28 protein-coding genes and 1 tRNA gene are annotated in these 24,539 nt (G+C 64.2%); 16 read left to right on the top strand and 13 right to left on the bottom strand.

Translation table 11 applies throughout. The features are described from left to right. Nucleotides 1–45: 45 nt before the first annotated feature. The 4 genes from FGL95_RS26290 to FGL95_RS26275 all read right to left on the bottom strand — a co-directional run bounded on the left by FGL95_RS26290 (nt 46) and on the right by FGL95_RS26275 (nt 3,935). Complete coding sequence (locus tag FGL95_RS26290; RefSeq protein ID WP_169592971.1) at nt 46–786, bottom strand: pirin family protein; 741 nt, start codon at nt 784–786, stop codon at nt 46–48. Nucleotide 787: 1 nt separating this feature from the next. Beyond that, entirely contained in the window at nt 788–1,405 is a 618-nt protein-coding gene (locus tag FGL95_RS26285; RefSeq protein ID WP_169592967.1) for an FMN reductase, read from the bottom strand. After that, nucleotides 1,402–2,502, bottom strand: coding sequence for a CE1758 family FMN-dependent luciferase-like monooxygenase (locus FGL95_RS26280; RefSeq protein ID WP_169592964.1), 1,101 nt, complete (start codon nt 2,500–2,502; stop codon nt 1,402–1,404). Before FGL95_RS26280 ends, FGL95_RS26285 begins: the two co-directional genes overlap by 4 nt. 122 nt (nt 2,503–2,624) lie before the next feature. Next, a complete protein-coding gene (locus FGL95_RS26275; protein ID WP_169592961.1) occupies nt 2,625–3,935 on the bottom strand; it encodes a serine/threonine-protein kinase in 1,311 nt (436 codons plus the stop codon). Between the two features lie 163 nt (nt 3,936–4,098). Here FGL95_RS26275 and FGL95_RS26270 point away from each other — a divergent pair, with 163 nt between their 5' ends. From FGL95_RS26270 to FGL95_RS26245, 6 genes are all read left to right on the top strand, one after another. Beyond that, the gene (locus tag FGL95_RS26270) at nt 4,099–5,430 is read left to right on the top strand and encodes a cytochrome P450 (RefSeq protein WP_169592959.1); all 1,332 of its coding nucleotides are present in this window, start codon (nt 4,099–4,101) and stop codon (nt 5,428–5,430) included. Between the two features lie 74 nt (nt 5,431–5,504). After that, a complete protein-coding gene (locus FGL95_RS26265; RefSeq protein WP_169592956.1) occupies nt 5,505–5,999 on the top strand; it encodes an RNA polymerase sigma factor in 495 nt (164 codons plus the stop codon). Continuing rightward, complete coding sequence (locus tag FGL95_RS26260; protein WP_169592955.1) at nt 5,992–6,573, top strand: hypothetical protein; 582 nt, start codon at nt 5,992–5,994, stop codon at nt 6,571–6,573. Before FGL95_RS26265 ends, FGL95_RS26260 begins: the two co-directional genes overlap by 8 nt. Beyond that, entirely contained in the window at nt 6,570–7,049 is a 480-nt protein-coding gene (locus FGL95_RS26255; protein ID WP_169592952.1) for a hypothetical protein, read from the top strand. Before FGL95_RS26260 ends, FGL95_RS26255 begins: the two co-directional genes overlap by 4 nt. Next, nucleotides 7,003–7,548: a carboxymuconolactone decarboxylase family protein gene (locus FGL95_RS26250; protein ID WP_169592950.1), complete on the top strand. Its 546-nt coding sequence runs from the start codon at nt 7,003–7,005 to the stop codon at nt 7,546–7,548. The genes FGL95_RS26255 and FGL95_RS26250 overlap by 47 nt, the downstream gene beginning before the upstream one ends. A gap of 24 nt (nt 7,549–7,572) precedes the next feature. Continuing rightward, entirely contained in the window at nt 7,573–8,112 is a 540-nt protein-coding gene (locus tag FGL95_RS26245; RefSeq protein WP_169592948.1) for a hypothetical protein, read from the top strand. Here the strand turns inward: FGL95_RS26245 and FGL95_RS26240 are convergent. The 7 genes from FGL95_RS26240 to FGL95_RS26210 form a co-directional block, all read right to left on the bottom strand. Next, a complete protein-coding gene (locus FGL95_RS26240; protein ID WP_169592946.1) occupies nt 8,109–8,957 on the bottom strand; it encodes an oxygenase MpaB family protein in 849 nt (282 codons plus the stop codon). The genes FGL95_RS26245 and FGL95_RS26240 overlap by 4 nt on opposite strands. A gap of 69 nt (nt 8,958–9,026) precedes the next feature. Then, complete coding sequence (locus FGL95_RS26235; RefSeq protein WP_169592943.1) at nt 9,027–9,425, bottom strand: RidA family protein; 399 nt, start codon at nt 9,423–9,425, stop codon at nt 9,027–9,029. After that, nucleotides 9,409–10,110: a DUF998 domain-containing protein gene (locus FGL95_RS26230; protein WP_240963314.1), complete on the bottom strand. Its 702-nt coding sequence runs from the start codon at nt 10,108–10,110 to the stop codon at nt 9,409–9,411. Before FGL95_RS26230 ends, FGL95_RS26235 begins: the two co-directional genes overlap by 17 nt. Before the next feature lie 5 nt (nt 10,111–10,115). After that, nucleotides 10,116–10,526, bottom strand: a complete 411-nt coding sequence (locus FGL95_RS26225) for a DNA mismatch endonuclease Vsr (protein WP_169592941.1) — start codon at nt 10,524–10,526, stop codon at nt 10,116–10,118. 78 nt (nt 10,527–10,604) lie between these two features. Then, entirely contained in the window at nt 10,605–10,988 is a 384-nt protein-coding gene (locus tag FGL95_RS26220) for a DUF4189 domain-containing protein (RefSeq protein WP_169592937.1), read from the bottom strand. A gap of 137 nt (nt 10,989–11,125) precedes the next feature. Then, nucleotides 11,126–11,977 carry a hypothetical protein gene (locus tag FGL95_RS26215; protein WP_169592934.1) on the bottom strand — a complete coding sequence of 284 codons (852 nt, stop codon included), beginning with the start codon at nt 11,975–11,977 and terminating at the stop codon, nt 11,126–11,128. After that, nucleotides 11,974–13,119: a DNA cytosine methyltransferase gene (locus FGL95_RS26210; RefSeq protein WP_169593147.1), complete on the bottom strand. Its 1,146-nt coding sequence runs from the start codon at nt 13,117–13,119 to the stop codon at nt 11,974–11,976. Before FGL95_RS26210 ends, FGL95_RS26215 begins: the two co-directional genes overlap by 4 nt. Before the next feature lie 239 nt (nt 13,120–13,358). Between FGL95_RS26210 and FGL95_RS26205 the strand changes: the two genes are divergently transcribed. The 3 genes from FGL95_RS26205 to FGL95_RS26195 are packed head-to-tail and all read left to right on the top strand — an operon-like array spanning nt 13,359 to nt 17,595. Beyond that, entirely contained in the window at nt 13,359–15,134 is a 1,776-nt protein-coding gene (locus FGL95_RS26205; RefSeq protein WP_277351822.1) for an ABC transporter ATP-binding protein, read from the top strand. Beyond that, nucleotides 15,121–16,950 carry an ABC transporter ATP-binding protein gene (locus FGL95_RS26200; RefSeq protein ID WP_169592931.1) on the top strand — a complete coding sequence of 610 codons (1,830 nt, stop codon included), beginning with the start codon at nt 15,121–15,123 and terminating at the stop codon, nt 16,948–16,950. The genes FGL95_RS26205 and FGL95_RS26200 overlap by 14 nt, the downstream gene beginning before the upstream one ends. A gap of 36 nt (nt 16,951–16,986) precedes the next feature. Continuing rightward, nucleotides 16,987–17,595 (top strand): putative glycolipid-binding domain-containing protein, encoded by a 609-nt coding sequence (locus FGL95_RS26195; protein WP_169592929.1) that lies wholly within the window; start codon nt 16,987–16,989, stop codon nt 17,593–17,595. A 39-nt stretch (nt 17,596–17,634) separates the two neighbouring features. On the opposite strand, the gene FGL95_RS26190 is transcribed toward FGL95_RS26195, so the two are convergent. Continuing rightward, a complete protein-coding gene (locus tag FGL95_RS26190; protein ID WP_338080031.1) occupies nt 17,635–18,579 on the bottom strand; it encodes a prephenate dehydrogenase in 945 nt (314 codons plus the stop codon). Between the two features lie 96 nt (nt 18,580–18,675). On the opposite strand from FGL95_RS26190, the gene FGL95_RS26185 reads away from it, so the two are divergent. From FGL95_RS26185 to FGL95_RS26160, 6 genes are all read left to right on the top strand, one after another. Beyond that, the gene (locus FGL95_RS26185) at nt 18,676–19,215 is read left to right on the top strand and encodes a tRNA adenosine deaminase-associated protein (protein ID WP_169592926.1); all 540 of its coding nucleotides are present in this window, start codon (nt 18,676–18,678) and stop codon (nt 19,213–19,215) included. Between the two features lie 14 nt (nt 19,216–19,229). After that, a complete protein-coding gene (gene tadA / locus FGL95_RS26180; protein ID WP_169592923.1) occupies nt 19,230–19,679 on the top strand; it encodes a tRNA adenosine(34) deaminase TadA in 450 nt (149 codons plus the stop codon). Nucleotides 19,680–19,775: 96 nt separating this feature from the next. Then, a complete protein-coding gene (locus FGL95_RS26175) occupies nt 19,776–19,967 on the top strand; it encodes a CsbD family protein (RefSeq protein ID WP_169592921.1) in 192 nt (63 codons plus the stop codon). Nucleotides 19,968–20,009: 42 nt separating this feature from the next. After that, a tRNA-Ser gene (locus FGL95_RS26170) sits at nt 20,010–20,100 on the top strand. Nucleotides 20,101–20,381: 281 nt separating this feature from the next. Then, a complete protein-coding gene (locus tag FGL95_RS26165; protein ID WP_169592918.1) occupies nt 20,382–20,597 on the top strand; it encodes a hypothetical protein in 216 nt (71 codons plus the stop codon). Nucleotides 20,598–20,692: 95 nt separating this feature from the next. Further along, entirely contained in the window at nt 20,693–21,688 is a 996-nt protein-coding gene (locus tag FGL95_RS26160) for an alpha/beta hydrolase (protein ID WP_169592916.1), read from the top strand. Nucleotide 21,689: 1 nt separating this feature from the next. Here FGL95_RS26160 and FGL95_RS26155 read toward each other — a convergent pair whose 3' ends face one another. Beyond that, nucleotides 21,690–23,846 (bottom strand): MMPL family transporter, encoded by a 2,157-nt coding sequence (locus tag FGL95_RS26155; RefSeq protein ID WP_169592913.1) that lies wholly within the window; start codon nt 23,844–23,846, stop codon nt 21,690–21,692. A gap of 104 nt (nt 23,847–23,950) precedes the next feature. Between FGL95_RS26155 and FGL95_RS26150 the strand changes: the two genes are divergently transcribed. After that, on the top strand, nt 23,951–24,511 hold the full coding sequence (locus FGL95_RS26150; RefSeq protein WP_169592910.1) for a TetR/AcrR family transcriptional regulator: 561 nt from the start codon (nt 23,951–23,953) through the stop codon (nt 24,509–24,511). Nucleotides 24,512–24,539 lie beyond the last annotated feature (28 nt).

The raw sequence follows: 24,539 nt of genomic DNA, 5'->3' as shown, positions 1-24,539 counted from the left end.
TGAGTGATCTACATCACAACACGAAGTCAGCGCTGCGACACGGTTTTACGAGAGACCGCGCAGCATTTCCCAGATCAGCAGTTCGCTCGTGACCTTGGCGGTCACGCGGTGGCCACCGGTCGCGGTGAGGCGTACCGCGTCGCCGTGTTCGAGAATGCCGACGTCTTCGTAGTCGACCGAACCTTTCGCGACGAACACGTGTCCGTAAGGCGCATCGGGCACAGTGAAGGACTGGCCGGGCGCCAACCGGACCGCATGCAGCGCCGCGAAGCGATTACCGAGCAGGACCGCTGTGGTGTCACGGTGTTTCGGCATTCCCGAGGCGACGGTGACGAGGTCGCCGGTGCTGAGCTCGGCGTTGATGTCGACCTCTTGGTAACTGGGCGTTGCCGCGGCCGTGTCCGGCGGTATCCACATCTGCACGATGTGGAGGTTGCGCCGCTCGCGCCGCCCAGCACCGTTGCGTTCGGAGTGCAGGATGCCGGTGCCTGCGCTCATCCGCTGGGCGAGGCCCGGGTGGATGAGACCCGAATTGCCGGCCGAATCCTGGTGCACGACCGTGCCTTCCAGCACCCAGGTAATGATCTCGGTGTTGACATGCTGGTGCGTATCGAAGCCTTCGCCGGCCTCGACGACGTCTTCGTTGTGCACCATGAGCAGACCGTGCGCGTTGGTGGCGAGGTCGAAATTTCCTGTCGCAGGAAACGATTGACGCGAGTCGAGCCACTCGTTCCACCAATGCCGACGGTCTGCGCCCGGCACCACGGTGACCTGCGGCGCAGCCATGTCAGGCTCGCTGTTCGGCGAGCAACTGCTCGAACGGTGTCGGTTCATCGAACGGATCCACGGGCTTACGCCGATTGCCGACCAGGTCGGCGAGTTCCGTTGCGGCGCGGTCGATGCGGTCGACCAACCCGCGGTCGCCGTCACCACTGGCACCCCAGTCCTGCGATGCCGCGTAGACCGAGGTCGGCACAACGATCGAGCGCAGGTAGGCAAACATCGGCCGGACAGCGTGCTCGAGTGCCAGCGAATGGCGCGGAGTGCCGCCGGTCGCGCCGACGAGAACCGGCATCCCGACCAGTGCGTCCTTGTCCAGCACGTCGAAGAACGTTTTGAACAGTCCGCTGTAAGAGGCGTTGAAGATCGGTGTCACCGCGATCAACGCGTCTGCAGTCGTCACCTGATCGATGACCTCCCGCAGGCTGGCTGCGGGAAATCCGGTTACCAGGTTGTTCGCCAGATCGTGGGCGTGGTCGCGGAGTTCGACGACGTCGACCAACGGAGTCCGGCCGGTCGCGGCCAATGCACGACTGGTCGCTGCGGCGAGGCGGTCGGCGAGAAGTCGAGTCGACGACGGCTGGCTCAGTCCGGCCGAGACCACGGCGATTCGGGGTGTCGTCATTGTGAAACCTCCACGGTTTCGACGTTCCGGGCAGCGGCAATGAGACTGGCGTGGGTGGGACCATCCGGCACATGGGCCGGGCGCAGGGCGTCGAACTCCTTGCGCAACACGGGGATCACTTCCTCGCCGAGCAGGTCGAGTTGCTCGAGCACGGTCTGTAGCGGCAGGCCTGCGTGGTCGACCAAGAACAGTTGACGCTGGTAGTCGCCGAAGCTCTCCCGGAAGGTGAGCGTCTTCTCGATGACCTGCTGGGGGCTGCCGACAGTCAGCGGCGTGTCCTCGGTGAACTCCTCCAACGACGGACCGTGCCCGTAGACCGGCGCGTTGTCGAAGTACGGCCGGAACTCACGAATCGCATCCTGCGAATTACGGCGCATGAAAACTTGGCCGCCGAGTCCGACGATCGCCTGGTCCGCACTGCCATGGCCGTAGTGCTCGTAGCGGCGCCGATACAACTCGATCAGCCGCTGGAAATGCTCCTTTGGCCAGAAGATGTGGTTGGCGAAGAATCCGTCGCCGTAGTAGGCGGCCTGTTCGGCGATCTCGGGGCTGCGGATGGAACCGTGCCAGACGAAGGGTGGTACGTCGTCTAGCGGACGCGGTGTGGACGTGAACGACTGCAGCGGCGTGCGGAACTTGCCAGCCCAGTCGACGACGTCCTCGCGCCACAGTCGATGCAGCAGCGCGTAATTCTCGATCGCGAGAGGGATTCCGTTGCGAATATCCTGACCGAACCACGGGTAGACCGGGCCGGTGTTGCCGCGTCCCAACATGAGGTCGACACGTCCGTCGGCGAGGTGCTGCAGCATCGCGAAGTCTTCCGCGATCTTGACGGGGTCGTTGGTGGTGATCAGGGTCGTCGACGTGGACAGCAGGATCCGCTCGGTCCGTGCGGCGATGTAACCGAGCATCGTGGTCGGCGAAGACGGGACGAACGGCGGATTGTGGTGCTCGCCGGTGGCGAACACGTCCAGGCCCACTTCCTCGGCCTTCTGCGCGATGGCCACCATCGACTTGATTCGCTCGGCTTCGGTGGGCGTGCGACCAGTCGTCGGGTCCGTCGTGACGTCGCCGACCGTGAAGATTCCGAACTGCACGTGCCCTCCAAGTAATTGAATGTTTGACTACAAGGGGAACAGAATTGGTGACTTTGGTATTCCCATCTACAGGGTTGTGAGTCTTTTAGGAGTCCCTGGACTCCTAAAAGACTCACAAGCAGCTAGGGCAGGCAAGGACCGTTCGGCGGCGGCTTGTGGCTGTAGCCGGGGTAGCAGGGCAGGACCTGCGGTTGCGCCGGTGCGGGCGTCGGCGCCGGGGCAGGAGCTGGAGCAGGCGCGGGTGCAGGTGCTGGTGCGTTCGGCATGCACGGACCGTTGGGCGCCGGTTGGTGGGAGTAACCGGGGTAGCACGGCAATACGTCCGACGTCGTGGGTCCGGGAGCGGGGGCCGGTGCGGGCGCCTGCGTCGTCGCTGGAGGTGGTGCAGGCGCAACCGTTGGTTCCGCGGGCGCTTGGGTCGCGACCGGTGTTTCCGTCGTCACGGGCGGATTGGTCGTCGTAGTTGTCGGCTTGGGCGCTGACGACTGCGTGACCGGGGCGGTTGTCTGCCGCTGAGTCGTGACGACGGGCGTTGTGCCCTCATCGGGGAACGACGCTCCGGAACCTAGGACGATGCCCGCGATCACTCCCAGCACAACGATCGCGCCGAATACTGCGAGCGGTACGAACCAGCGGTGCTGCCAAAAAGGCGCCGCTGCAGCCGGAATTCGTTCCGTCGCAGGTTCGGGCTCGATGGGTGGCTCGACGACTGCGGCTGCAGGTGCCGGTGCCGGCGCGGGCTTGGCGATCTCGACCGTCGCGGCAGCGGCCGCAGCGTTCGGATTCAATGCTGCCCTCGCGGCGGACGCGAGTTCGCCGGCGGAGCCGAATCGGCGCGCAGCGTCGGTCGACGTTCCGCGGGCGATAACCGCAGCTAGTTCGGCGGGGAGTTCTCGGCCCTCCAACGATGCTGCCAAGACACCTGCGAGGGCGCTGATATCGGCGGCGCGGTCGACCTTGCCACTGCGGGCGAGTCCGACGTCGGCCAGATAGACGACGCCGTTCTCGTGCAACAAGACGTTGTGTGGGGCGACAGCGCCGTGGACCAGTCCGGCCTTGTGTACAGCGTCGAGGGCTGCCGCCACTCGCTCGACCACGCGGACCGACCGCTTTGTGTCCATGGGACCGTCGGCGGCGAGCAATTTCGCCAGGTCGGTGCCGTCGATCATGCTCGACGAGAGGAACAGTTGGTCGTCGACCAGGCCGAAATCGTGCACGGTTGGCACGTTGGGATGCTTGATCGCCTTTGCGAGTGCGGCTTGGCGCTCGAATTCCGCTCGGTAGCCGGCGTCGCTCGACTCCTCGGCAGACAGAATGCGCAGCGCCACCCGCCGTGCCGTCGACAAGTCGAGGGCGGTCCACACGGCACCGACTGTGCCCGCCTTGAGCGGAGCATCTAGTCGGTACCGACCGAATCGTTCTCCTGCGTGCATCTTCACTCTTCCAGCGCTCGCATCCGTACGTTGACAACGGGCAAGGGCTTCCGCGACCTTGCGTGGGAGTCTATTTGGTCTGCGCGGGCACCTGTTACCAGAGCGATCGTTGCTTACGATAAGGAGTTGAGTTCGTACATCCAGGGGGAGGATCACAACGTTGGTGACGCAACTTTCGGCAGTTCCGACTGCGCGGGGACGGTTGCCAGTGCTCGGGCATAGCCTGTCTATCCTGCGTAATCCGCTCGATTTCATGGACTCGCTGTCCGAATACGGCGACATCGTTCGCATCTATTTGGGACCGCGGCCGGCATATCTGGTCACCACAGTGGAACTCATCCGACACATCAGCCTCAACGAAGACCTGTGGCGTCGCGACGAATTGGCCGAATCGATCAAAGAGATCTGCCTGAATTCGGTGAACATTCTCACTGGCAAAGAACATGAACTGCGCCGCCGGATGATTGCACCCGCGTTCAAGCAGGCCCGGCTTGCCGAGTACGCCGTCATCACTGCTGAGATCGCCGACAAGTGGGCCGACGGGATGCGCGACGGCAGCGACGTCAATTTGATGGAGTCGATTCACTCGCTCGTGCTCGAGACCGTGTCGTCGACCCTGTTCACCGGCGACTTCACCGAGCACGCCCGCGAACAGATCCGCATCGACATCCCCTGGTTGTTGACCGAAGTCATCCGCCGCGGCTCGTTACCCGCTCGGGTCCGAAAGAGCCGACTGGTCGCGAACTGGCGATTTGCTCGCAGGTCTGCGCGACTGCGTGCGGCGATCAGAGCGGTAGTCGTCGCCTATCGCTTGCAAGACGCCGATCGCGGCGACGTGTTGTCCGCGCTCATTCGACATACCGACAAGGCGACCGGTGCCACGCTGTCCGACGACGAAATCATCGACGAGCTGATCCTCGTAATGGCGGGAGGCGTCGGCTCGCAGGCGTCGCTGCTCGGCTGGATTCTGCACGAGACCATGTCGAACCCGGTGGTCGCGGCGAAGGTGTACGGCGAGCTGGACGAGATCGTCGGGTCCGGACCGGTCGAACCGCAGCATCTGGCGTCGTTGCCGTATCTGCGCATGGTCGTGCGAGAGTCGCTGCGTATGTGGGCGCCATGGGTCAGCACTCGGACCGCGGACGGCCCTGTCACGCTCGGGGACGTGACGTTGCCGGACGGTGCGATCGTCGCCTACAGCCCATACATGGTCCATCGCAACGACGACTACTACGAGAACGCGAACGTGCACGACCCGGAGCGGTGGTCTGCCGACCGGGTCTCCAGCGCCGAGAAGTCCGCCTCGCTGACGTTCGGGATCGGTCCGCGGCGATGCCCAGGCAACCACTACTCGGTGCTTGCGATCAGCCTGCAAGCCGCCGCGTTCTTCACGAGGTGGCGACCGGTGCCCGACGCGAATTTCGTGGTCACACCGTCGAACAAGGACTTCGTGCTGTCGCCGTCGAAGTTGCCGGTGCGGCTGGCTCGCCGTTAACCGCGCGATTCCTACGAGAGCCGCCGAAATTCGTTTCGTTACAGCAGGCCTTGTCGAGGCGAAGGATGAGTGACATGCCGGCCGAGTTCGGAGACATCTACCGCGAACACGTGGCGCCCATCTGGCGCTACGTGCGGTCTCGGGTGCCTTCGGACGTCGACGCCGACGATGTCACCAGCGAAATTTTCATGCAAGCAATGCGGTCGGCGGAGCGATTCGATGCAACACGAGGAACGGTCGGCGGTTGGCTGGTCGGGATCGCGCGTCACGTCGTCGCGGACTGGTGGCGGCAGCGTGCCCGGGAGTCGCCGTCGGCCGAAGTGGGCACCGATTCGGTGAGCGACGCGACCGATCCGGAAGGCGCGGTGCTGCGTCGAGACGGCGCCGACGAGGTCCGTCGGCACTTGGGCCACCTCACGCCGCGCGAGCGGGAGGCGGTCGCGCTGCGATTCGGTAGCGAAATGACGTCCGAGCAAATCGGTGCGGCACTGGGCATTTCGGCGACCGCCGCGCGAATGCTCGTCTACCGAGGAGTCGGAAAGTTGAGGGAGGTGATGGGTGATGACTGACAACGATTTCGGAGAATTCGACCCAGCCGAGCTCGCTGCGGCCGAGCAGCTGGACCGCGAGATCAGCGACACGTTCGCAGGCCATCCCAGCGTCGGCAGCGATCCGACCGTGTTGTGGTTGGCGTCCTCCCTGCGGGTCACCCCGCCCGCGAAGCTCGGGCGCCGTATCGGGGCTGCTGTACGTCGATCCGACCGCCCCCGCCCGCTTATGCAGTACGCCGCGCTTGCCCTCGCCGCTGTGTTCCTCTGGCACGGTGTGACCAACTTGCTGTTGACCGACTGGATCGCCCGCAACATCGGTGAGCCTGGGCACCACGCTTTGATAGAGCTCGGCTTCGCGATGATGGCTGCCGCCGTCGCCGTCGGTGCTGCCGGGCTTCGGAAGCGGTGGACGCCGATCGGGGTCGGTGCGGGCGTCCCGTTGGGTGTGCTGCTGGGCGCGCACGGCAGCACCGAAGTGACCGTGTTCGCGTGGGGAGCCGCGCTGCACATCACCGAAGGTGTGCTGGCAATCACAATGTTCGTCGTCTGGTGGCGTTACAGCGGGGCGTCTCGCCGAGAAGGCAAGGTGTGAGCAGAACATCGGTATCGGAGTGGGTGCGTGTGGGTGGGGTCGTGATTGCGATCCCGCAACTGGTCGTCGGTGGTTGGGCATATGCCAGCCCACGCAATTGGTACGACAACTTTCCAGGGTTCGGACCGATGCTCGTCGCCGCCGAGCCGCCCTTCAACGCGCACTTGGCGACCGACGCGGCGACGGGGTTCCTCGCCACCGGACTGATGGTCTTGCTCGCATCGTATTGGGGCGAACGGCGACCGTTCCAACTCGCTATCGGCGGCCTGCTCGTCTTTGCCGTCGCGCATCTCTATTTCCACGCCACCCACCCGTCCGACCTCCTCACCAGTGCCGAGAAAGTCGGAAACGTCGCGACGCTCGTCGTCGCCGCCCTTGTTCCTGCTGCCCTGCTCTGGGCAGCCACGATCCCGTCGAAAGGGAAACACCATGAGAATGCTCAAGCGGATCTGGATCCACATTCGAGTCTTCGGTAAGGCAACGCAGAACAAATCCGATCTGGTTCGCTGGCTGATTCGCCGTCCGCAGTACCTCTTCGCGACCGGGTTCGTCGAGACGATGCTCCTGTTGTCCGGGCGGCTCGACCCCGAGCTGAAGACGCTCGCCACCGCGAAGGCAGCGGGCATGGCGAACTGCGAATTCTGCATGGATATTGCGACGGCACTCGCCGGCATGGAAGGGATGACCGAGGAAAAGCTGCTCGGCCTGCGGACTTACAAGACTTCTGCGGTGTTCACCGAGCTCGAGAAGCTGGTCATCGCGTTCGCCGAAGCGATGTCGGCAACGCCTGCGATCGTGTCCGACGAACTGCGCGACGAGCTGTTGACGCACCTCTCGAAGGCACAGTTGGCGGAGTTGGCCGCGGAAGTCGCGTGGGAGAACCAACGTGCCCGCCTCAACCAGGCGCTCGGTGTGCGGCCGGCCGGCTTCTCCGAAGGTGCGATCTGTGTGCTGCCGGAGTCGGCCGCGAGCTGACCTGGCCGGTGCAACACTGATCGAGTGACCGCACAGATTCACGATTCGGTGTTCTACGACGGCGCCGACTACTCCCTCGTCGGGGTAGGCGGCGCCGGTTTGTTCGACCCGGCCGAACACGGGTTGGCGGTCCGCATGATCCACACCGCCTGCTGGCGGGGCTACATCTGCGGCTACACCGTCGCCGAGAAGGAGCTCTTTCTGACGTCGCTGCAGGTTGGGATGGACGACCCTCCTGCGAAGCTGTTCGGAGCGCGGGTGCAGACCGGCAGCGGGACCGTATACGCCCCGATACGGGAGCCTGTGCCGTTCACCGGCGGACTGCTGCTCGGTGCCGGATTTCTTCGGGAACTGTACGTGCACATGGGTTTTCACCCAGCGTGGAAGTACGAGCGGGTGGTCGAATTGCTCTTCGACAACGGAAAGCTGACCGCAGCGCACGACCGCTCCGCAGCCATGGCCGAACGGCGGTCGGCACAGGGATCGCTACAACCGACGGATCCAAGAGACGCGAAGGACTGGATCGAAACGGCGTTCGACCGCAACTACGATTCGCCGGTCTAGACGATTGCCTTGTTGTAGCGGATTCGGAACCGCGTTTCCATCAAGTAGAAATTGCTCGGAAAACGCCTGACCGGTCCGGGCAGTCTGCGATTGACTGCACCGATCACCCGTAATGCTCGATCGAATCGGCGTTGATCCTCGTCGGTCCACCGCAATTGCATCTCGTCTCGAAACTTCTGCGGTAAGACGCCGGTCACGACGAACCGTTGTAGCGGGCCGAATATTCGAATCGGCCACGGCATGAAACCGAGCATGACCAGGTCGTAGAGGTACTCGCGCACGACTGGGTCGATCGACTTCGTTGCCACCGTCCGGTTCCAGTACGCATCGAAAGCTGCGCGGTCCGCCGGCCACATGGACTCGGGCATCTGCAGCGTCGTCCCCAGGCGCGAGCAGTAGTGGTACATCGCATCTGCTTCGGCGTCATCGAGGGGACCGTGCAATTTCTCGACCATGTCGACCAGGCCCCAATAGATGCAGGCGGCAACCCAAAGCTGCAGTTTCGGGTCGAACGCGTTGTATTTGACCGGGCTGTCGGGTCCGGACCGGACGTTGCGATGGCTGCGGTTGACTTCGTTTCGGTAGTACTCGCGCTCGGCTTCTGTGCCTTCCAGGGCGACGGCGATGTAGGCCAGCGTGGTGCGCAAGCGCTTGACCGGATGCAGCTTCACTTTGCCCCAGTCGACGGTACTTTCGGCGACGCCATGGCCGACCGGCGGGCTGCTGAGCTGCATGATCACATTCGCCGTGCCGCCCAGGAGGCCCGCGACGCCATCGATGTACTCGGTGATATCGAAGTCGCCGTCAGGGGCCTGACGAGATGTCTGCGCGTGGGCGAGAGTCATGTGAGCCTTCCCGTTCGCATCGGCGGTGATGCAAAGACACATCTAATCTCTCAGTATCGCGCAGCGGTGTCAACGACCGTCGTGCACGACCGCGTCGACCTCGATCTCGACCATGAGTGCCTGCGTGATCAGAGCCTTCACCTCGACCATCGTCGCCGCAGGTCGCGCGTCTGCGAAAACCTCGCCGTGCGCGTCGCCGACCTCGGACCACCGGCCGATATCCGTCACGAACATCCTGGTCCGCACGACGTGTTCAGGCCCGGCGCCGACCTCGGCAAGTGCCGCGACGATTCTGCGGAGGGCTTCACGGGCTTGGGCGCCGATGTCGTCACCCCCGACCGCCGTGCCGTCCGGGAGCTCGGCCGTCGTCCCCGCGACCCAGATCTGATCGCCGACGCGGACCGCGCGTGAGTACCCGACGGTAGCTTCGAAAGTTCCCCCCGAGGGAACGTTAATCCGATCGCTCATGATGCCGCAGCGTAGGCGATCGCCACACCGCAACGCCCAACGTGACGAGCCACAGCGAGAAGCCGCCGACCTGCACACGCTGCGCGACACCGAGGGCGTAATCGCCCGGCAGATTATCGGCGATCAGCAGCCATGCGGTCGTCGTCGATGCGCAGATCAACAGCACCAAGCCGGTGGCACGAAGAGCATGCCAACCGCCGTACCTGAACTCGGCCCATGTGAAGGCGATCATGGCGATGAAGATCGCGTTGACGGCAACAGTGCTGGTCAGGGCATGAATGTGGTGGAGCTGCGGGAACAGCCCACTTGGTTCGGACGGGCACGGGTGCAGCGCGCTCGGGACGCACGTAATCGGCAGGTTTGCGTCGGCAATCGTGGCAACGCCGAAAACGAACAGCGCAACCCAGCCGACGGTGGCGAGCTTTTTACGGGGCAGGACGAACAGTGCGGCTACCGCCGACGCGGCGAGCAGGGAACCTGACACCGTGTCGGCGATCGAGAAGACATCGCGATAACGCTGACCGACTGCATCGAGTTCGCTCAAGAACGAGGTCGTCGGGTCGAGGCCCGTGTGCAGAACATATTCGAGTAGCCAGGAGGAATATGCGATCCCGGCAACGACGATTGCGAGCGCCAACGCCGTCCGCACGGCGGCGATCATCCGGGTGCTCGACGGCGTTGTCATCGAGTTCAGGGTAATCGCGGTTTCAACGCGGCCTGTACGACGTCTGCCGCAACGTCGGGTGCAACGTGTTCCCACACCCGAACCACCTGCCAACCTGACTCGGCGAGCCTGGCGTCGGTATCGCGGTCCCGCGCGACGTTCGCCGCGAGTTTCGCCGCCCACCAATCCGCATTGTTCTTCGGGTGGGTCGCGTGCTGAGGACAGCTGTGCCAGAAGCACCCATCGACATACACGGCGACCCGCAGCCGAGGAAAGACGAGGTCAGCGCGGCGACGCAGCCCTGGTAGTGGCGCTCGATCGACGAAGAACCGCAGCCCGCGGCGGTGGAGTTCTCTGCGCAGCGCCACTTCCGGCGCCGTGTCACGACGGCGCTGTTTTGCCAACCGGGCGCTGGTGGCAGGGTCCGTCGACGGCACAGGTCCACGGTAGGCGCCCCGGACAAGACCGTGCCCGGTCAGCCTGTCGGCCAACCGGGCACAGATCGCAAATGCGGCTTACTGGTGACCAGTGGTGCAGACCCAGCGGACGATGTGTCCGTTCGGTCCGGGGGTGTTGCGGAGCGCGTGGTACTCGGCGCCCTCGCGGGTCGGGGCGTACCCCCAGCCGTAGGCGCCGTCGGATGCGACCGACAGTGCGCCGCAGCCGTTGTAGAACCACACGACGGCCTGGCAGTCGGAGGCGTTGCAGTAGCCGGTGGCTACTGCCTCGGCGGTGGCGCGGTTGGCGTAGTCGTAGGACCAGCCGACGTTGCCGGTGGTGGGGGAGTAAGCGATCGACCCGTAGTTATCGACGGCCGCGTTGGCGGGGGCGGTCGCGAGGGCGAGGGCTGCTCCAGCGGCTGCAGTGATGACGGCCGCGCGGGCGAGGATCTTGTTCATTGGGGTTTCCTTTACTCGGTCTTGTAATACAAAGATTGACCGAGCCCGCTATCTCGCCCCTTATCGAACGCTGAAATACCCCTCTGAACTGCATAGATTCGATCCATAAGGGCGCAGAAGGCGGCCCTGAACTCCCTTTACTCGTCGCCGTCGAGGTCCGACCAGGTCGGGGCGAATCGATTGCGATTCTCGACTTCGTGATGGACCGCCTCGACGAATTCGTCGAAAGACTTCGTCGCCGAGTCCGGTGGCCGTCCATTGCGTGGCGGCGGTTCGTCGACATCGAAGAAGCGCACCGCGCCGTCGGAGTCGTAGAGCCCGATGTACACCTTCTCGAAGAGGTCGTAGCGAGTGTCGTCGGCACCGAGGTCGACCCACATCCGCCCACGTCCGGCGTAGACGCCGTCGCCGACCACGGCTCGTTTGCCACGCCCGGACCGTTTCGACAGCGTTGTCGCCTGATGTGCGAACGACGATTTGGCGCTGTCGCTCTGTTTCGTCGGGTCGCCGTCGTCACAGGTGGTGAGCGGCTCGAACATCACGGCGATGAGAACGCTGTACGGCTGGCGCTGGTGTAGGACCATCGCCTCGCCGCGAAGTTCATGGTCGTTGCGGACGATGTTCTTGGTCCATCGGCCGAGCTTCCCGGTGGTCGGGCTGTAGTCCTGGAAGCTGTAGGTCTTGATCGACACGCACAAGATGAGGCCGAGGGTCGGGTCGACGGCCTTGACGTCCAAGCGCTTTCGGCCTTTCGCGACGTCGACGGTCGCTTCCTGCCCCAAGCCGCCTGCGGTCGGCGTGATGTCCGGGTACAGCGGCCGCAAGGCGTCTGCCACCGTTTGTGCGAGGTGATTGGACAGTCGCTGCGCGTAGTTCTTCTTCGCTGCGCGGTCGCCATCGGGGGGCGGTTTGGTTCCCGACCGGCGCAGCGCCTGTGCCAGCGGCGGTGGCGTGGGCACGACGGGCAGTGGAAACAGCCCATCCGTCATGCGGCGACCTCGGGATATCCGCCCATTCTGTCGAGGTGATTTTCCACATCAGTCAGAAAGCCAGGCGGAAACCGCAAGTTGCCCTGCTGAGTTCGCCGGAGGAAGCCGGCGGTCGCCCGCGCCGAGAGCAGCCGAGTTTCGTCGAGGAACCCGGCAAGATCCTCATACGGTGCCTGCACGGGCCACGTCGACATGGGCACACGATAAGACACGCGATCACGCCCCCATGCCGCTGTCGGCCACCGCTGCCCAGGCAGGAGTAGTGACTCGTTCGTCGCGACGTACGGCGTGGGATCTGCCAGTCGATTGCCGACCCACGACGCCATCCGCACGCTGACCGCATTGCCGACCAACTTCCAGCGGTGGCCCTGCCTGACCCCGAGCGCGTCGGTGGCCGGAGCGGTCCAATCCGGGTCGAAGCCCTGCAATCGCTCGGCATCGGTGATCCCCGGTGTGACGATTTCGCCGGACGGCAGCCTGACGGCCGGCGGGCTGGCGATGCCGATCGTCGAGCCGCCTTTGAGCGTCGGGACCGCGTTCACCGCCCACCCGAGCCCACGGATGCCTTCGGTCCAATAGAACCCGCAGGGGTGCGCCCCGTCGTCGATAACGACCTCCGGCGGAGCGTCTTCGGCGAACAGGATCTCGCGTGGATCCTCGGTGCGCGACGCGAGCATCAGCACCCGCTGCCGACGTTGGGGCAGCCCGAAAGCGCGGGCATCGACGACGCGATATGCCCAGGTGTAGCCGAGATCCTCCAGCGCGTCGGTGATGTGGCGCATCGCGGCCCCGCGGCCGAGTTGGAGCATGAACGGCACGTTCTCGATGAGCAGCCAACGCGGACCTCGCTTGCGCTTGACCAGCCGAAAAACCTCGTCGACCAGCCCGGACCGGGCGCCGGTGATGCCAGCCGTCTTGCCTGCCTGAGATAGATCCTGACAAGGAAAGCCGGCCGCGACGAGTTCGGTATCTGCCGGGAGAGCGCGTAGCCGGGTGACGTCGGAATGCAGTGGGACATCGGCGAATCGGTTGCGCAACACGGCCTGAGCGCCTGGATCGATCTCGCACAACAGCTCTGTGCGCCAGCCGTGTTCGCTCAAGCCGAGTTCGAGCCCACCGATGCCGGCGAACAGCCCGACCATGCTTCCGCCAGCAGTCACAGCGTCCTTCCGCGTCTCGTGCGATTGGGGATTTGCAACCGAACGTTACTCGAGATCACCGACAGCTTTGCGCAGCGACGCTGGAATGCCCGGCGCGGAAAATCGGTTGGAGCTGTCGGTACCCCGTGGGAGCATCCAAAACAAGCCTGAAGGGGGTTTCGGTGACCGCGACGACTGACGTTCGTGCGCCGGTCTGGGATCTGCTCGAAGAAGACGAGCGATTGCAGTCCGGGGTCGAGCCGACGCCGGAGCAGCCTCGCCGACGCCACTCGCTCCGTCGGTTCTGGCCGTACATTCGCCCGTTCCGGTTCACCCTGGCAGGCGCAATCGGGCTGTCGTTCGTCGCCATGCTCACCGGAATCGTCATCCCGCTCGTCACGGCGCGCATCATCGACGGGCCCATTGCCGACGGAAACCTTGATGCGTTGTGGTGGCCGGTGCTGTTGGTCCTCGCACTCGGTGTGCTCGACGCCGCCGGTGTGTGGGGTCGGCGCTGGTTGGTCGCGCACACGTCGAGCCAGTTCGAAATCAACATGCGCGCCAAGCTTTTCCGCACGCTGCAGGCGTTGTCGGTCGGCGTGCACGACAGTTGGGATTCAGGCCAGCTGCTGTCGCGCGCGATCGGTGACATGTCGACGATGCGTCGCTTCGTCGCCTTCATCGCGCCGTTCATCGTCACCAACTCCGCAATCGTCGTTGTCGGAGTCGTAGCGTTGTTCGTGCTGAACCCGGCTTTCGGGTTGATCGAGCTGGCGTTCGCAATTCCATTGCTGTTCGCCTGCATTCGCTTCGAGCGGTTGTACCGAATCGCTGCTCGGCGCGCGCAGGACCAATCCGGCGATGTCGCTACGACCGTCGAAGAGGCGGTCCAAGGCATCCGCGTCGTCAAGGCGTTCGGTCGTGGTGCGTATGTGGGCTGGCGTTTCGCCCGGCAGTCGCACGAGCTCAAATCGATCGAGCTGACGAAGGTCCGCTATGGCGCGGCACTCTGGTCGACGATCGTCAGCCTGCCGCCGGTTTCCATTGCGTTGATGCTCGCTGTCGGCGCGCATGGAATCGTCGACGGCACGATGACGCTCGGGACGGTCGTCGCGGGGATCACCCTCGCCACCTTCATCCAGTGGCCCATCGAGTCGTTCGGATTTCTGTTGGCGGAGTTGAACAATGCTCGCACCGCCGCCGACCGGTTCTGGGAAATCATCGACACCCCGGTTGCGATCCACGAACCTGTCCAACCGGCCGAATTGCCTGCCCCACTGACCGGCGAACTGCGGTTCGAACACGTCGGCTTCACGTTTCCCGATGCCAGGCGTTCGCAACTGCGCGATGTCAGCCTCGTGGTCGAACCGGGGGAGACGCTCGCTCTGGTCGGCGCCACCGGCAGCGGCAAGACTGCACTGCTGAATCTGGTCCCTCGACTGTTCGACGTGACGGCCGGATCCATCACGGTCGACGGAATCGACATCAGGTCGCTGCGCTTGGCGGACCTGCGGTCCTTCGTGTCGGTGGCTTTCGAAGAGCCCGTGCTGTTTTCGGCGAGCGTGCGCGAAAACGTCGCGCTCGGTAAGCCTGACGCGACCGACGACGAGATCAGAACAGCTCTCGAACTCGCGCACGCGACCGAGTTCGTCGACGCGCTGCCGTGGGGATTGGACACGCGGATCGGTGAGCAAGGGCTCAGTTTGTCCGGCGGTCAGCGTCAGCGGCTGGCGTTGGCGAGGGCGGTTCTCGCCAAGCCGCGCGTCCTTGTCCTCGACGATCCGCTGTCGGCGCTCGATGTCGATACCGAGGAACGGGTCCAAGCTGCGTTGCGGCGGGTGCTGCACCATTCGACGACGCTGCTCGTCGCCCACCGTCCGTCAACGGCTGCCCTTGCCGATCGGGTGGCCGTCCTCGACCGCGGTCGCATCGTCGCCGAAGGCACTCACACGAACCTGCTGGAGACATCCGCGCTGTATCGCCACCTGATGGGTGGTGATCGACATGGCGGAGAATGATTCCGACGACAGCTGGCGTGGCGTCGCGAACGAGGACAAAGAGGTCACCGCCGCTGGAAATCTGGTGCTGGCCAGTCGTTCTCGGCGGTTGCTGGCCTCGTTGGTTCGGCCGTACCGGCGCCTGGCTGCTGCGGCAGGCGGGATCATCGTCGTCGACAACCTCGCGATGGTCGCTGGTCCGTTGTTCGTTGCCTATGCCCTCGACGTCGGCGTGCGGTCTGCGGCGGACGGTCGGTGGACGCCGCTGTACGTCGCGGTCGGCGGTTTCATCGCGATGGCGTTGCTCGGTGCGGCCACGACTTATGCGTTCCTGATGATCAGCGGCAAGCTCAGTCAGAGCATTCTGTTCGATCTGCGGCTGCGCGTGTTCGGTCACACTCAGCGCCTCAGCGTCGGCTTCCACGAGCGGTACACATCGGGTCGGATCATCTCGCGGCTCACCAGCGACCTCGAATCACTGGAAGGGCTGCTGGAGAGCGCGCTCAACGACGCGATCAGCGCGATCCTGTCGGTCGTCACTATCGCCGTCATCTTGGTGTACCTCGACGTTCCGCTCGCGCTCGTGGTGCTCGCCGGCTTCATCCCGCTGGCCTTCATCACCCGCGCGGCGGGAAGGCGTCAGCGGGCGGGTTATCGACGGACGCGAGGTGCGATCGCCAACGTGGTCGTCCATTTCGTCGAGTCGATGGGCGGAATCCGTGCCGTGCAGGCGTTTCGGCGCGAGGCACGCAACGATTCGATCCTCGCAGGCGAGGACGCGCGCTACCGCGCCGCCAATACCGACGCATTGCACGGTATGGCGACCTACACAGGTCTGACGAGACTCATCGGGAACGTCACCACAGCAGTGATTCTGGTTGTCGGTGGTTGGCGAGTGATGCACGGGCAGACCGAGATCGGCGTGCTCGCGGCCTATCTGTTGTACCTGCGGCGGTTCTACGGGCCGTTGGACGAGCTCGCGCAGGTCTTCAACTCCTACCAATCGGCGGCAGCCGCGCTGGAGAAACTCTCCGGTGTGCTCGAAGAAGAGCCGTCGGTCGTGGAGCCGGAGCACCCTGTGCCGATCGGCCGGGCCGAAGGCGCGATCCGCGTCGACAATGCGTGGTTCTCGTACTCGAACGAGCCCGATCAACCTGTGCTACCTCGCTTTTCGCTCGATGTGCCAGCGGGTCAGGTCGTTGCGCTGGTCGGTGCCACCGGCGCGGGCAAGTCGACGCTGGCGAAACTGCTCGCGCGGTTCTACGACCCGTCCGGCGGCACGGTCACACTCGATGGGATCGATCTGCGGGACATCTCCGATACCGACCTGCGGCGCAACATCGTGATGGTCACCCAGGAGGCGTACCTGTTCTCCGGTTCGGTCGCCGACAACATTCGCCTCGGCAAGCCGGACGCGACCGATGAAGAGATCGTCGCGGCGGCACGCGCGGTTGGGCTTGCCGAGATCGTCGCCAAGCTTCCGGACGGTTTCGATACAGATGTTCGGCGTCGCGGCGGTCGCTTGTCGGCCGGTCAACGCCAGCTCGTTGCCTTCGCGCGAGTATTCCTCGCGTCGCCCTCGGTGATCGTGCTCGACGAGGCGACGTCGAGCCTCGACATCCCCGGCGAGCGGCTGGTGCAGCGCGCGCTGGAGACCGTGCTGAACGGACGAACCGCCCTCATCATCGCCCACCGCTTGTCGACAGTCGCGATCGCCGATCGAGTGCTGGTGATGGATGGCGGCCGCATTGTCGAAGACGGTAGCCCCGCAGAGTTGATCGGCGGCACCGGTCGGTTCGCCCGACTACACGCCGCGTGGCGCGAATCGCTGGTCTGACTTCGGGGATCGCTCAAGATCGCATACCGTAGACGGGTGACCAACCCAGCCCAATGGTCCGCACAGACAGACCGTGCCCCGTCGACTTGGCCTGCCATCTTGACGTGGCGTGCGCACAACGCACCCCGGATGGAGTCGGTTCGGGTGCAGCTCAACGGAAATCGGATCAAAGCGGTCGGCCGGATCATCGGCGGCGCCTGCCCGGAACACCCCGCGTTCAGCGCGTCTTACGACCTGGTGACCGACGAAAATGGCGTCACCCGCCGGCTTTCGCTGCGGACCAGCATCGCGTCGGGTGAGCGGCACATCTCGATCAGCCGGGACGAAGAAGGCTATTGGATGGTGGAGAGCCCGACGACGCACCTCCGGTCGACGTTCGGCGGCGCGCTCGATGTCGACGTTGTGCTCAGCCCGTTCTTCAACACGCTGCCGATTCGCCGGTACGGGATGCAGGCCGACTCCGAAGACCTGCAAGTGCCGGTCGTCTACGTCAACCTGCCGGATCTCAGCGTCGCCGAAGCCAGCCTCACTTACAGCAGTGGTGGCGACGGGATCCACGTGCTCTCGCCGGTCTCCTCGTCGTCGGTCACGGTCGACGCGGATGGTTTCATCCTCGATTACCGGGGCCTCGCCGAGCGCATCTAAACCGTGCGCGCGTCTCACCCCTCCAGTGGTGAAATTCACTCACAGTTCGAAGAGTGCCCCACCTTTGCGGCCGGCGTTGCGAAGGCGACCGAGCCAGCCTGGAGTCCCCGGTTCGAGGTCGGTGATCGCCCATCTTTCGTGCCGTTCGTAGCGAAGGCGCGCCGCATGACCGGCGTCGACGAGATCGGCAGTCGAGCCGTCGCGTGCCAACGCCGACCGTGCGGCCTCCAAAACCGCCAGAGTTTCGTCGAGTGCTTCGAGCAATGCCCGGTCGTTGGCCTCGCACATCGCTCGGACCAGCGGGGGAGCGGTGGCGGCAACGCGAGTGCCGTCTCGGAACGACCCGGCGGCCAACGTGAGCGCAAGACTGCCGCCGCGCGCACCAGACAGTGCGAGTGCCTCGGCCAGTAGGTGGGGTAGATGGGAGATGCGCGCGACCGCCTGGTCGTGCTCGACGGATTCGGCAGGCACCACAACCGAGCCGCAGTCCAGGGCCACACGCGCGACCTGCTCCCATACGACAGGGTCGGCATGATCGTCGACCCCGACAACCCACACCGCATCCCGGAACAAGCCACCGTCGGAGGCTGACCAGCCTGATTCGGCTGTACCAGCCATCGGGTGTCCGCCGACGTACCGCGCGCCGAGCCCACGCCGACGGACCGCTGCGGCCACCGGCGCCTTCACACTGACGACGTCGGTCAGCGCGCAGTCAGGCGCGTGCTCCGCGACGATCCCCAAGATGCCGTCGACCGCGGGCATGGGCACGGCGATGACGACGAGCGCGTCGGCGGCACGTGCCCTTTGAAGCACGGCGACCAGGTCGGTGCTCGCATCGAAGCCGTCGGCGACGGCTTGGTCGACTGCGTCAGCTGAGCGGTTGTATCCCCACGCATCGCGACCAGCCGCAACGGCGGCACGCAGCAGCGATCCGCCGATCAATCCGAGGCCGAGGACACACACGGGTGGTTGGACGTCAGGCACCCACAAAGGTTTTCATACGGCGCCGCGCCGGGTGTCGTTCGCCCATTCGCCGTAGCGACTTCAACAATCCGGGCTGGGCGGACTACCGTTGCGGCCATGGCTGCACAGCGCTCGAGTACGAATAGGGCGACCCCCGAGGAGTTCGACGATCTCGAGGGGTTCGGCGTCGCCGTCGTCCGCGAAGAGGGCAAGTGGAAGTGCACACCGATGACAGGTGCTGCACTTACCAGCTTGGCCGCCGCGGAGACCGAACTTCGTGAACTACGCAGCTCAGGAGCTGTTTTCGGGCTTTTGGACGTCGACGACGAGTTCTTCGTCGTGCTCCGGCCTGCGCCGTCTGGCACGCGAATTCTGCTGTCCGACGCGACCGCTGCGATCGATTACGACATCGCCGCCGACATCCTCGACGCGATCAACGTCGAGATTCCGGACATCGACCCGGACGAGTTGGACGACGTGGAGCCCTGGGAGGAAGGCGATCTCAGCGTGCTGGCGGACCTGGGCTTGCCCGAGCCGGTGTTGAGTGTGATCGTCGCCGAAACCGACCTGTATCCCGACGAGCAACTCGGCATGATCGCGGCCCGATTGGGCTTCGCGAACGAGTTGGCCGCGGTGCTCGACAAGCTCCCCCGGTAGTCGGACGACCGTCGTTGGATGACAAAGAGCTGATCCGTGCCGCGATCGATGCGGCGCGGTCGGCGAGTGCGGCCGATGTGCCGGTCGGGGCTGTCGTCGTCGACGCGAACGGAACGGTCCTCGCGCGCGCGGCAAATGCGCGTGAGGAAACCGGCGACCCGACGGCTCATGCCGAGATCCTGGCGCTGAGACAAGCTGCGAAGGTGTACGGCGACGGCTGGCGCCTCGACGGTCTCACCCTGGCCGTGACGCTCGAGCCCTGCACGATGTGTGCGGGTGCGTTGGTGGCGGCTCGTATCTCGCGAGTGGTGTTCGGCGCGTGGGAGCCGAAAACGGGCGCGGTGGGCTCGCTGTGGGACGTGGTCCGCGATCGCAGGCTCAACCACCGACCAGACGTCAAGGGTGGTGTGCTCGCCGACGAATGCGCCGCGTTGCTCGACGAATTCTTTCGCTCCCAGCGTTAGAAATGAGCTTGCAAGAAACTCCTTTCAACGGTGGCGTGAAGTGCGACGATGTGACCGTGCCGGACGACCGGTGCGCCAAACGTCACGGAGGATGTCATGGGTATTGCAGACGACGCAAAGGCAAACGCGGAAAACGTTGCTGGTCAGGCCAAGGAAGCTCTCGAAGGAGCGATAACCAAGGCGCAGGAACTTGCAGACAAGGCTCAGGACGTTCTCAAGGAGGGCATCGAGAAGGCCAAGGAGACGGCCAACGAGCTGAAGGACAAGGCCACGGGCGGCGGCGCATAGAGCGATTTAGCGGTCCTGCCGAGTTCCGGTAGAGTCTGCGGCGGTGGCGTGTCCGAGCGGCCTAAGGAGCACGCCTCGAAAGCGTGTGAGGGGTAACCCCCCTCCGAGGGTTCAAATCCCTCCGCCACCGCCAGAGCTCCCCATCTGCGTAATGCAGGTGGGGAGCTTTTTTGTGCCCGTTGATGCCCTTTCGGTGTGTCGCGGTCGGATCGTGGGGCTTTTGTGCTTCCCATCAGCGATTTCGCCCCATTAACCCCACTCGTAACATCTGCATCATCGGTAACAAACGCGACACCATTGCGAATCGGTTCAGAATCTTTGCGGCGCGGGCCTTTCCAGCGTGCGAATCTCTGTCTTGGTCGGGAGCCGGGTTCGTCGAAGTATTTGTCAGAGCAAGACAGAATTGGAGCAATCATGTCCAGATCAGGCCTCAAACGATCTTTCGCAGTGGGCATTGCGGGTTTTGCGGTCGCGGCGGGGGCGGCCTTCATGAGCCCAGGGACAGCGAGTGCAGACATCATCGACACCGTCTGCGTTTATCAAGGAAAGTTCGTTCCGTGCAAGGCGGAGTCCGAAACGGCGGCGAAGTGCGCGCTCGGACCCTTGTGCCTCGTTCTCGGAAGTAGCTAGTTCGTTCGATCCGACGGCCCGCAGCGGTGTGTGCGATTGTGCCGCAGCATGATTCGCACTCACCGGTCCGTCGAAACTGTTCTGCATAGAGAGGCATGAGGGTGTTCAAGGCGATACTGGCAGTTGCGGCACTCGTCGCCGCGCCACTGCTGGCTGCCGCGCCTGTACAGGCTGAACCGGCAGCGCCGTCGCTGGTCAAGACGACGAAGGTCGATGATCGCCATTCGATCTTCTCGGTGCATTCAGCGGCGATGGACCGCAATATCGACATGCAGGTCTTTCATGCGGCGGATAACAGTGCGCCCCGTCCGGTCCTGTACTTGCTCAACGGTGCAGGCGGCGGTCTCGACTCGCTGAACTGGTACACCCAGACCGATATCGACAAGTTCTTCGCAGATAAGAACGTCAACATCGTGATCCCGGTAGGTGGCGCCTTCAGCTACTACACCGACTGGCAGCGCGATGATCCGTCGATCGGCAGACAGAAGTGGACGACCTTCCTGACGAAGGAACTGCCGCCGATCGTCGATGCCGCGCTCGGGACCAGTAGGACCAATGCGATCGCCGGCGTGTCGATGGCGGGCGGCGCTGCCCTCGCCCTCGCGCAAGCGGCGCCGACGCTCTACAAAGCGGTCGGCGCGTACAGCGGTTGCGCCGAAACCAGTACTCCGGTCGGCCGTCAGTTCGTCCGACTGGTCGTCGAAGGACGTGGACGTGCGGACGCGGCGAACATGTGGGGCGAGGACAACGACCCCGCATGGACGAATGCCGATCCCTACGTCAACGCCGAAAAGCTGCGTGGCATGTACTTGTACTTATCCAGCGGTAACGGGTTACCGGGAGTCCATGACACGCTGGCGAATCCACGGCTCCTCGACAGTCCGTTGATGCTGGCGAACCAGGCGGTGACCGGCGGCATCATCGAAGCCGCGACCAACGCCTGCACGCACCATCTAGCCGATCGCCTGGCCGCGCTCAACATTCCTGCGACGTTCGACTTCCGCGCGGGCGGCACGCACTCGTGGGGCTACTGGGAAGACGACATCCACAACTCGTGGCCCGGCTTCGCCAAAGCTCTCGGCATAGGCTGAATCAGCCCACCTTCACCAGGTCGACTTCGTCGTCCGGCTTCGCAGCACCGACATCGCCATGGCCGGGCCACCACGCCTTGTGACCGAGCAGCGCGGTGATGGACGGCACGAGGAACATCGCCATCACGAACGACGAGAGCAGAATGCCAAGTGCGACAGCGAATCCCATCTCGGTGAGGAAGGCGATACCAGCGAGCAGCATCGAAGCGAAAGTGCCTGCGAGGATCATGCCTGCCGCACCGACCGACGGACCGCCGTGTGCGATCGCCAAGCGTGCCGCGTCTCGCGGTTCTCGACCTTGCCGCGCTTCTTCTCGAAGCCTCGCGATCATGAGGATGTTGTAGTCCGTACCGATCGCTACCACGAACAGATACAACATGATCGGTAGCGAAAAGCTCACTCCCGCACGGCCATCGAGCGTGACGAAGGCAAACGCCGTCGCACCCATCGTGGAGAAGAACAGCAGCAGCACCGATGCCATCAGGTAGAGCGGTGCGACGACGCTGCGGAGCAGTAGACCCAGGATGATCGCGATCAGGATGCCGGCGACCGGGAAGATCACCGTCAAGTCGCGCGAATTCGCGTCCCGGATGTCGGCAAAGGCCGGCGTCGGGCCACCTACGAGGATCTCGGTCCCGGCAGGTGCCAGCGAGTGTGCCTTGTCGCGGAGCGGCTCGACGGTATCGAGGGCCTCGTTGGCATACGGACTTGCGTTCAGCAGCAACGTGATGACCGCGGTCTTGCCGTCCTTCGAAATGGTGCCGAGATCGCCTGTCGCGCCTGGCATCACGCCGCCCACGCCGGGTGCTGTCTTCAATTCTTGGGCGACGCGCTGGACGTCGGCGGGCGCCAGCGGCTGACCGTTCGTCGAATGGATGTACGTCAGGGTGGGATTGAGGGCGCCTGCCGGGAAGCCGAGGGTGAGGTCCTTGATTCCGCGAGCAGATTCGGTATCGCTCGGCAGCTGCGCGACCTGGTCGTAGTCGGTCTTGAAGCTGAACATTCCCAGCGCCAGCACCACCATGATCCCGCCGGATACCAGGGCGACGAGGGCGGGTTTGCGACCGGTCAAATCGCCGAGCTTCGCGAATCTCGTTCCCTTGGGCTCGTTCTGCCACGATTTCGACGGCCAGAACACCTTCGGACCGATCAGCGAGACGACGGCCGGGATGAGCGTGAGTGCGGCAACGGCCATGATCCCTACGGCGATCGCCAAACCTGGCCCGAGCGACCGGAACGCACCGAAGATGGCAAGCAGCAGTGCCATGAACGCGACGATGATTGCCCCCGCTGCGGACGCGATGACTTCACCGACGCGTTCCAAGGCGAGTTCGAGCGCGGCCTTCGATTCCATGCCCTCGCGCAACAGTTCCCGATAACGGAACAGCAAGAAGAGGATGTAGTCGGTTCCAACGCCGAACAGCACGATCGTCACGATGATCTGCAGCGATTGGTCGACCTGCAGGCCGGTCGCTTTCGCGACGAGCGCGATCACGCCGGGTGCGATCGAGGACACGATGGCAACGCAGACGATCGGCAGGAACGCGGCAACCGGGCTGCGATAGATGATGAGCAGCAACGTGATGATGAGGACGATCGTCGCGAGCGACAGGATGACGAGGGCGTTCTCGAAGGCGTCCGCGTTGTCGACGCCGAGGGCGGCATCGCCGGTGACGGCCATGCGAATTCCGCTGCCCTTCAGGTCTTCGGTGCCGACCTTGCGAATCTCTTTGATGGCGTCGAATACTTCTGGTTTGTCCGGCAGGCCCTGGAGTTGGACCGAGATCAGTTGGACCTTCTTGTTCTCCGACACCGCCTGCGGGCCGGTCGCTGCTGCGACGACACGGTCGATCTTGGCTGACGCCAGCTTGTCCGACAGTGCTTGCACCTTGGCTTGATCGCTGTCGGAGAGTGCGCCGCCGTCCTCGCGTGTGACCACGATCTGCGCGGTCGCGTCGTCGGACTTGGCGAACGCCGTCTTTGCGACGTTCCCCGCCTGCACCGATTCGTACTTGTCGGGCAGGAAGCCTTGCTGCTCTCGGTTGAGTACATCTGCGAGAGTGGGTGCGAACGAGACCACGGCGATAGCCGCAATGATCCACGCAGCGATGATCTTCCACGGATTATGGACTACGAATCTTGCCAGGCTTGCAAACACTGTGCCCCTCCGAAACAGGTGTTTGGACGACCGTCCCTCGGTAGACTACCTACCGCACGGTAGGTAGAACAACCTTATTTCGAGGGTCCGGCGGGAGAGGGAATATGCGCGCCCGCGACACACGAAGTGCAATCCGCGACGCCGCGATCCGGCTGATCGCGACGAAGGGTTTCGACCAGACGAGCTTGCGTGAAGTCGCCGACGAGGTGGGCATCACGAAAGCATCGCTCTACTACCACTATGCATCGAAGGCAGACTTGCTCGTCGCCATCGTCGGACCTGTGCTTGACGAAATCGGCTCGATAGCAACTGCTCTGGACGAGACGTCGTTCACTGAGGACGACGTGCGGCCGATGCTCGGTCGCTACATCGCCAGCCTTGTCCGCCACCGCGAGACCGGTGTGTTGTTCGTGCGGGACGCGATCCCGATCATGAATGCCATCGGCGATCGCTTTCCTGAGGTGCTCCGGATCAACGAACGGATGCGGACCTGGTTGGCTGGGCCGCACCCCACGGTCGAGCAGCAGTTGCGAGCGGCCGCCACTCTCGAAGTGCTCGGTATTGCGCTCACCTCCAACGAACTGGTCCCCGAAGCGTCCGTCGAGGAGGTCGAGCGCGTGCTGCTCGACGTCGCGATGTCGGTATTGCGCGCCGACCACTCATAATTGGCTCACTCGCCCGAGTAAGGAGATA

Origin of the sequence: Antrihabitans stalactiti (assembly GCF_012932915.1) — a bacterium.
Classification (GTDB): Bacteria; Actinomycetota; Actinomycetes; order Mycobacteriales; family Mycobacteriaceae; genus Antrihabitans; species Antrihabitans stalactiti.
Note: the sequence above shows the minus strand (reverse complement) of the source record. Positions and strands in the feature narration are given on the sequence as shown.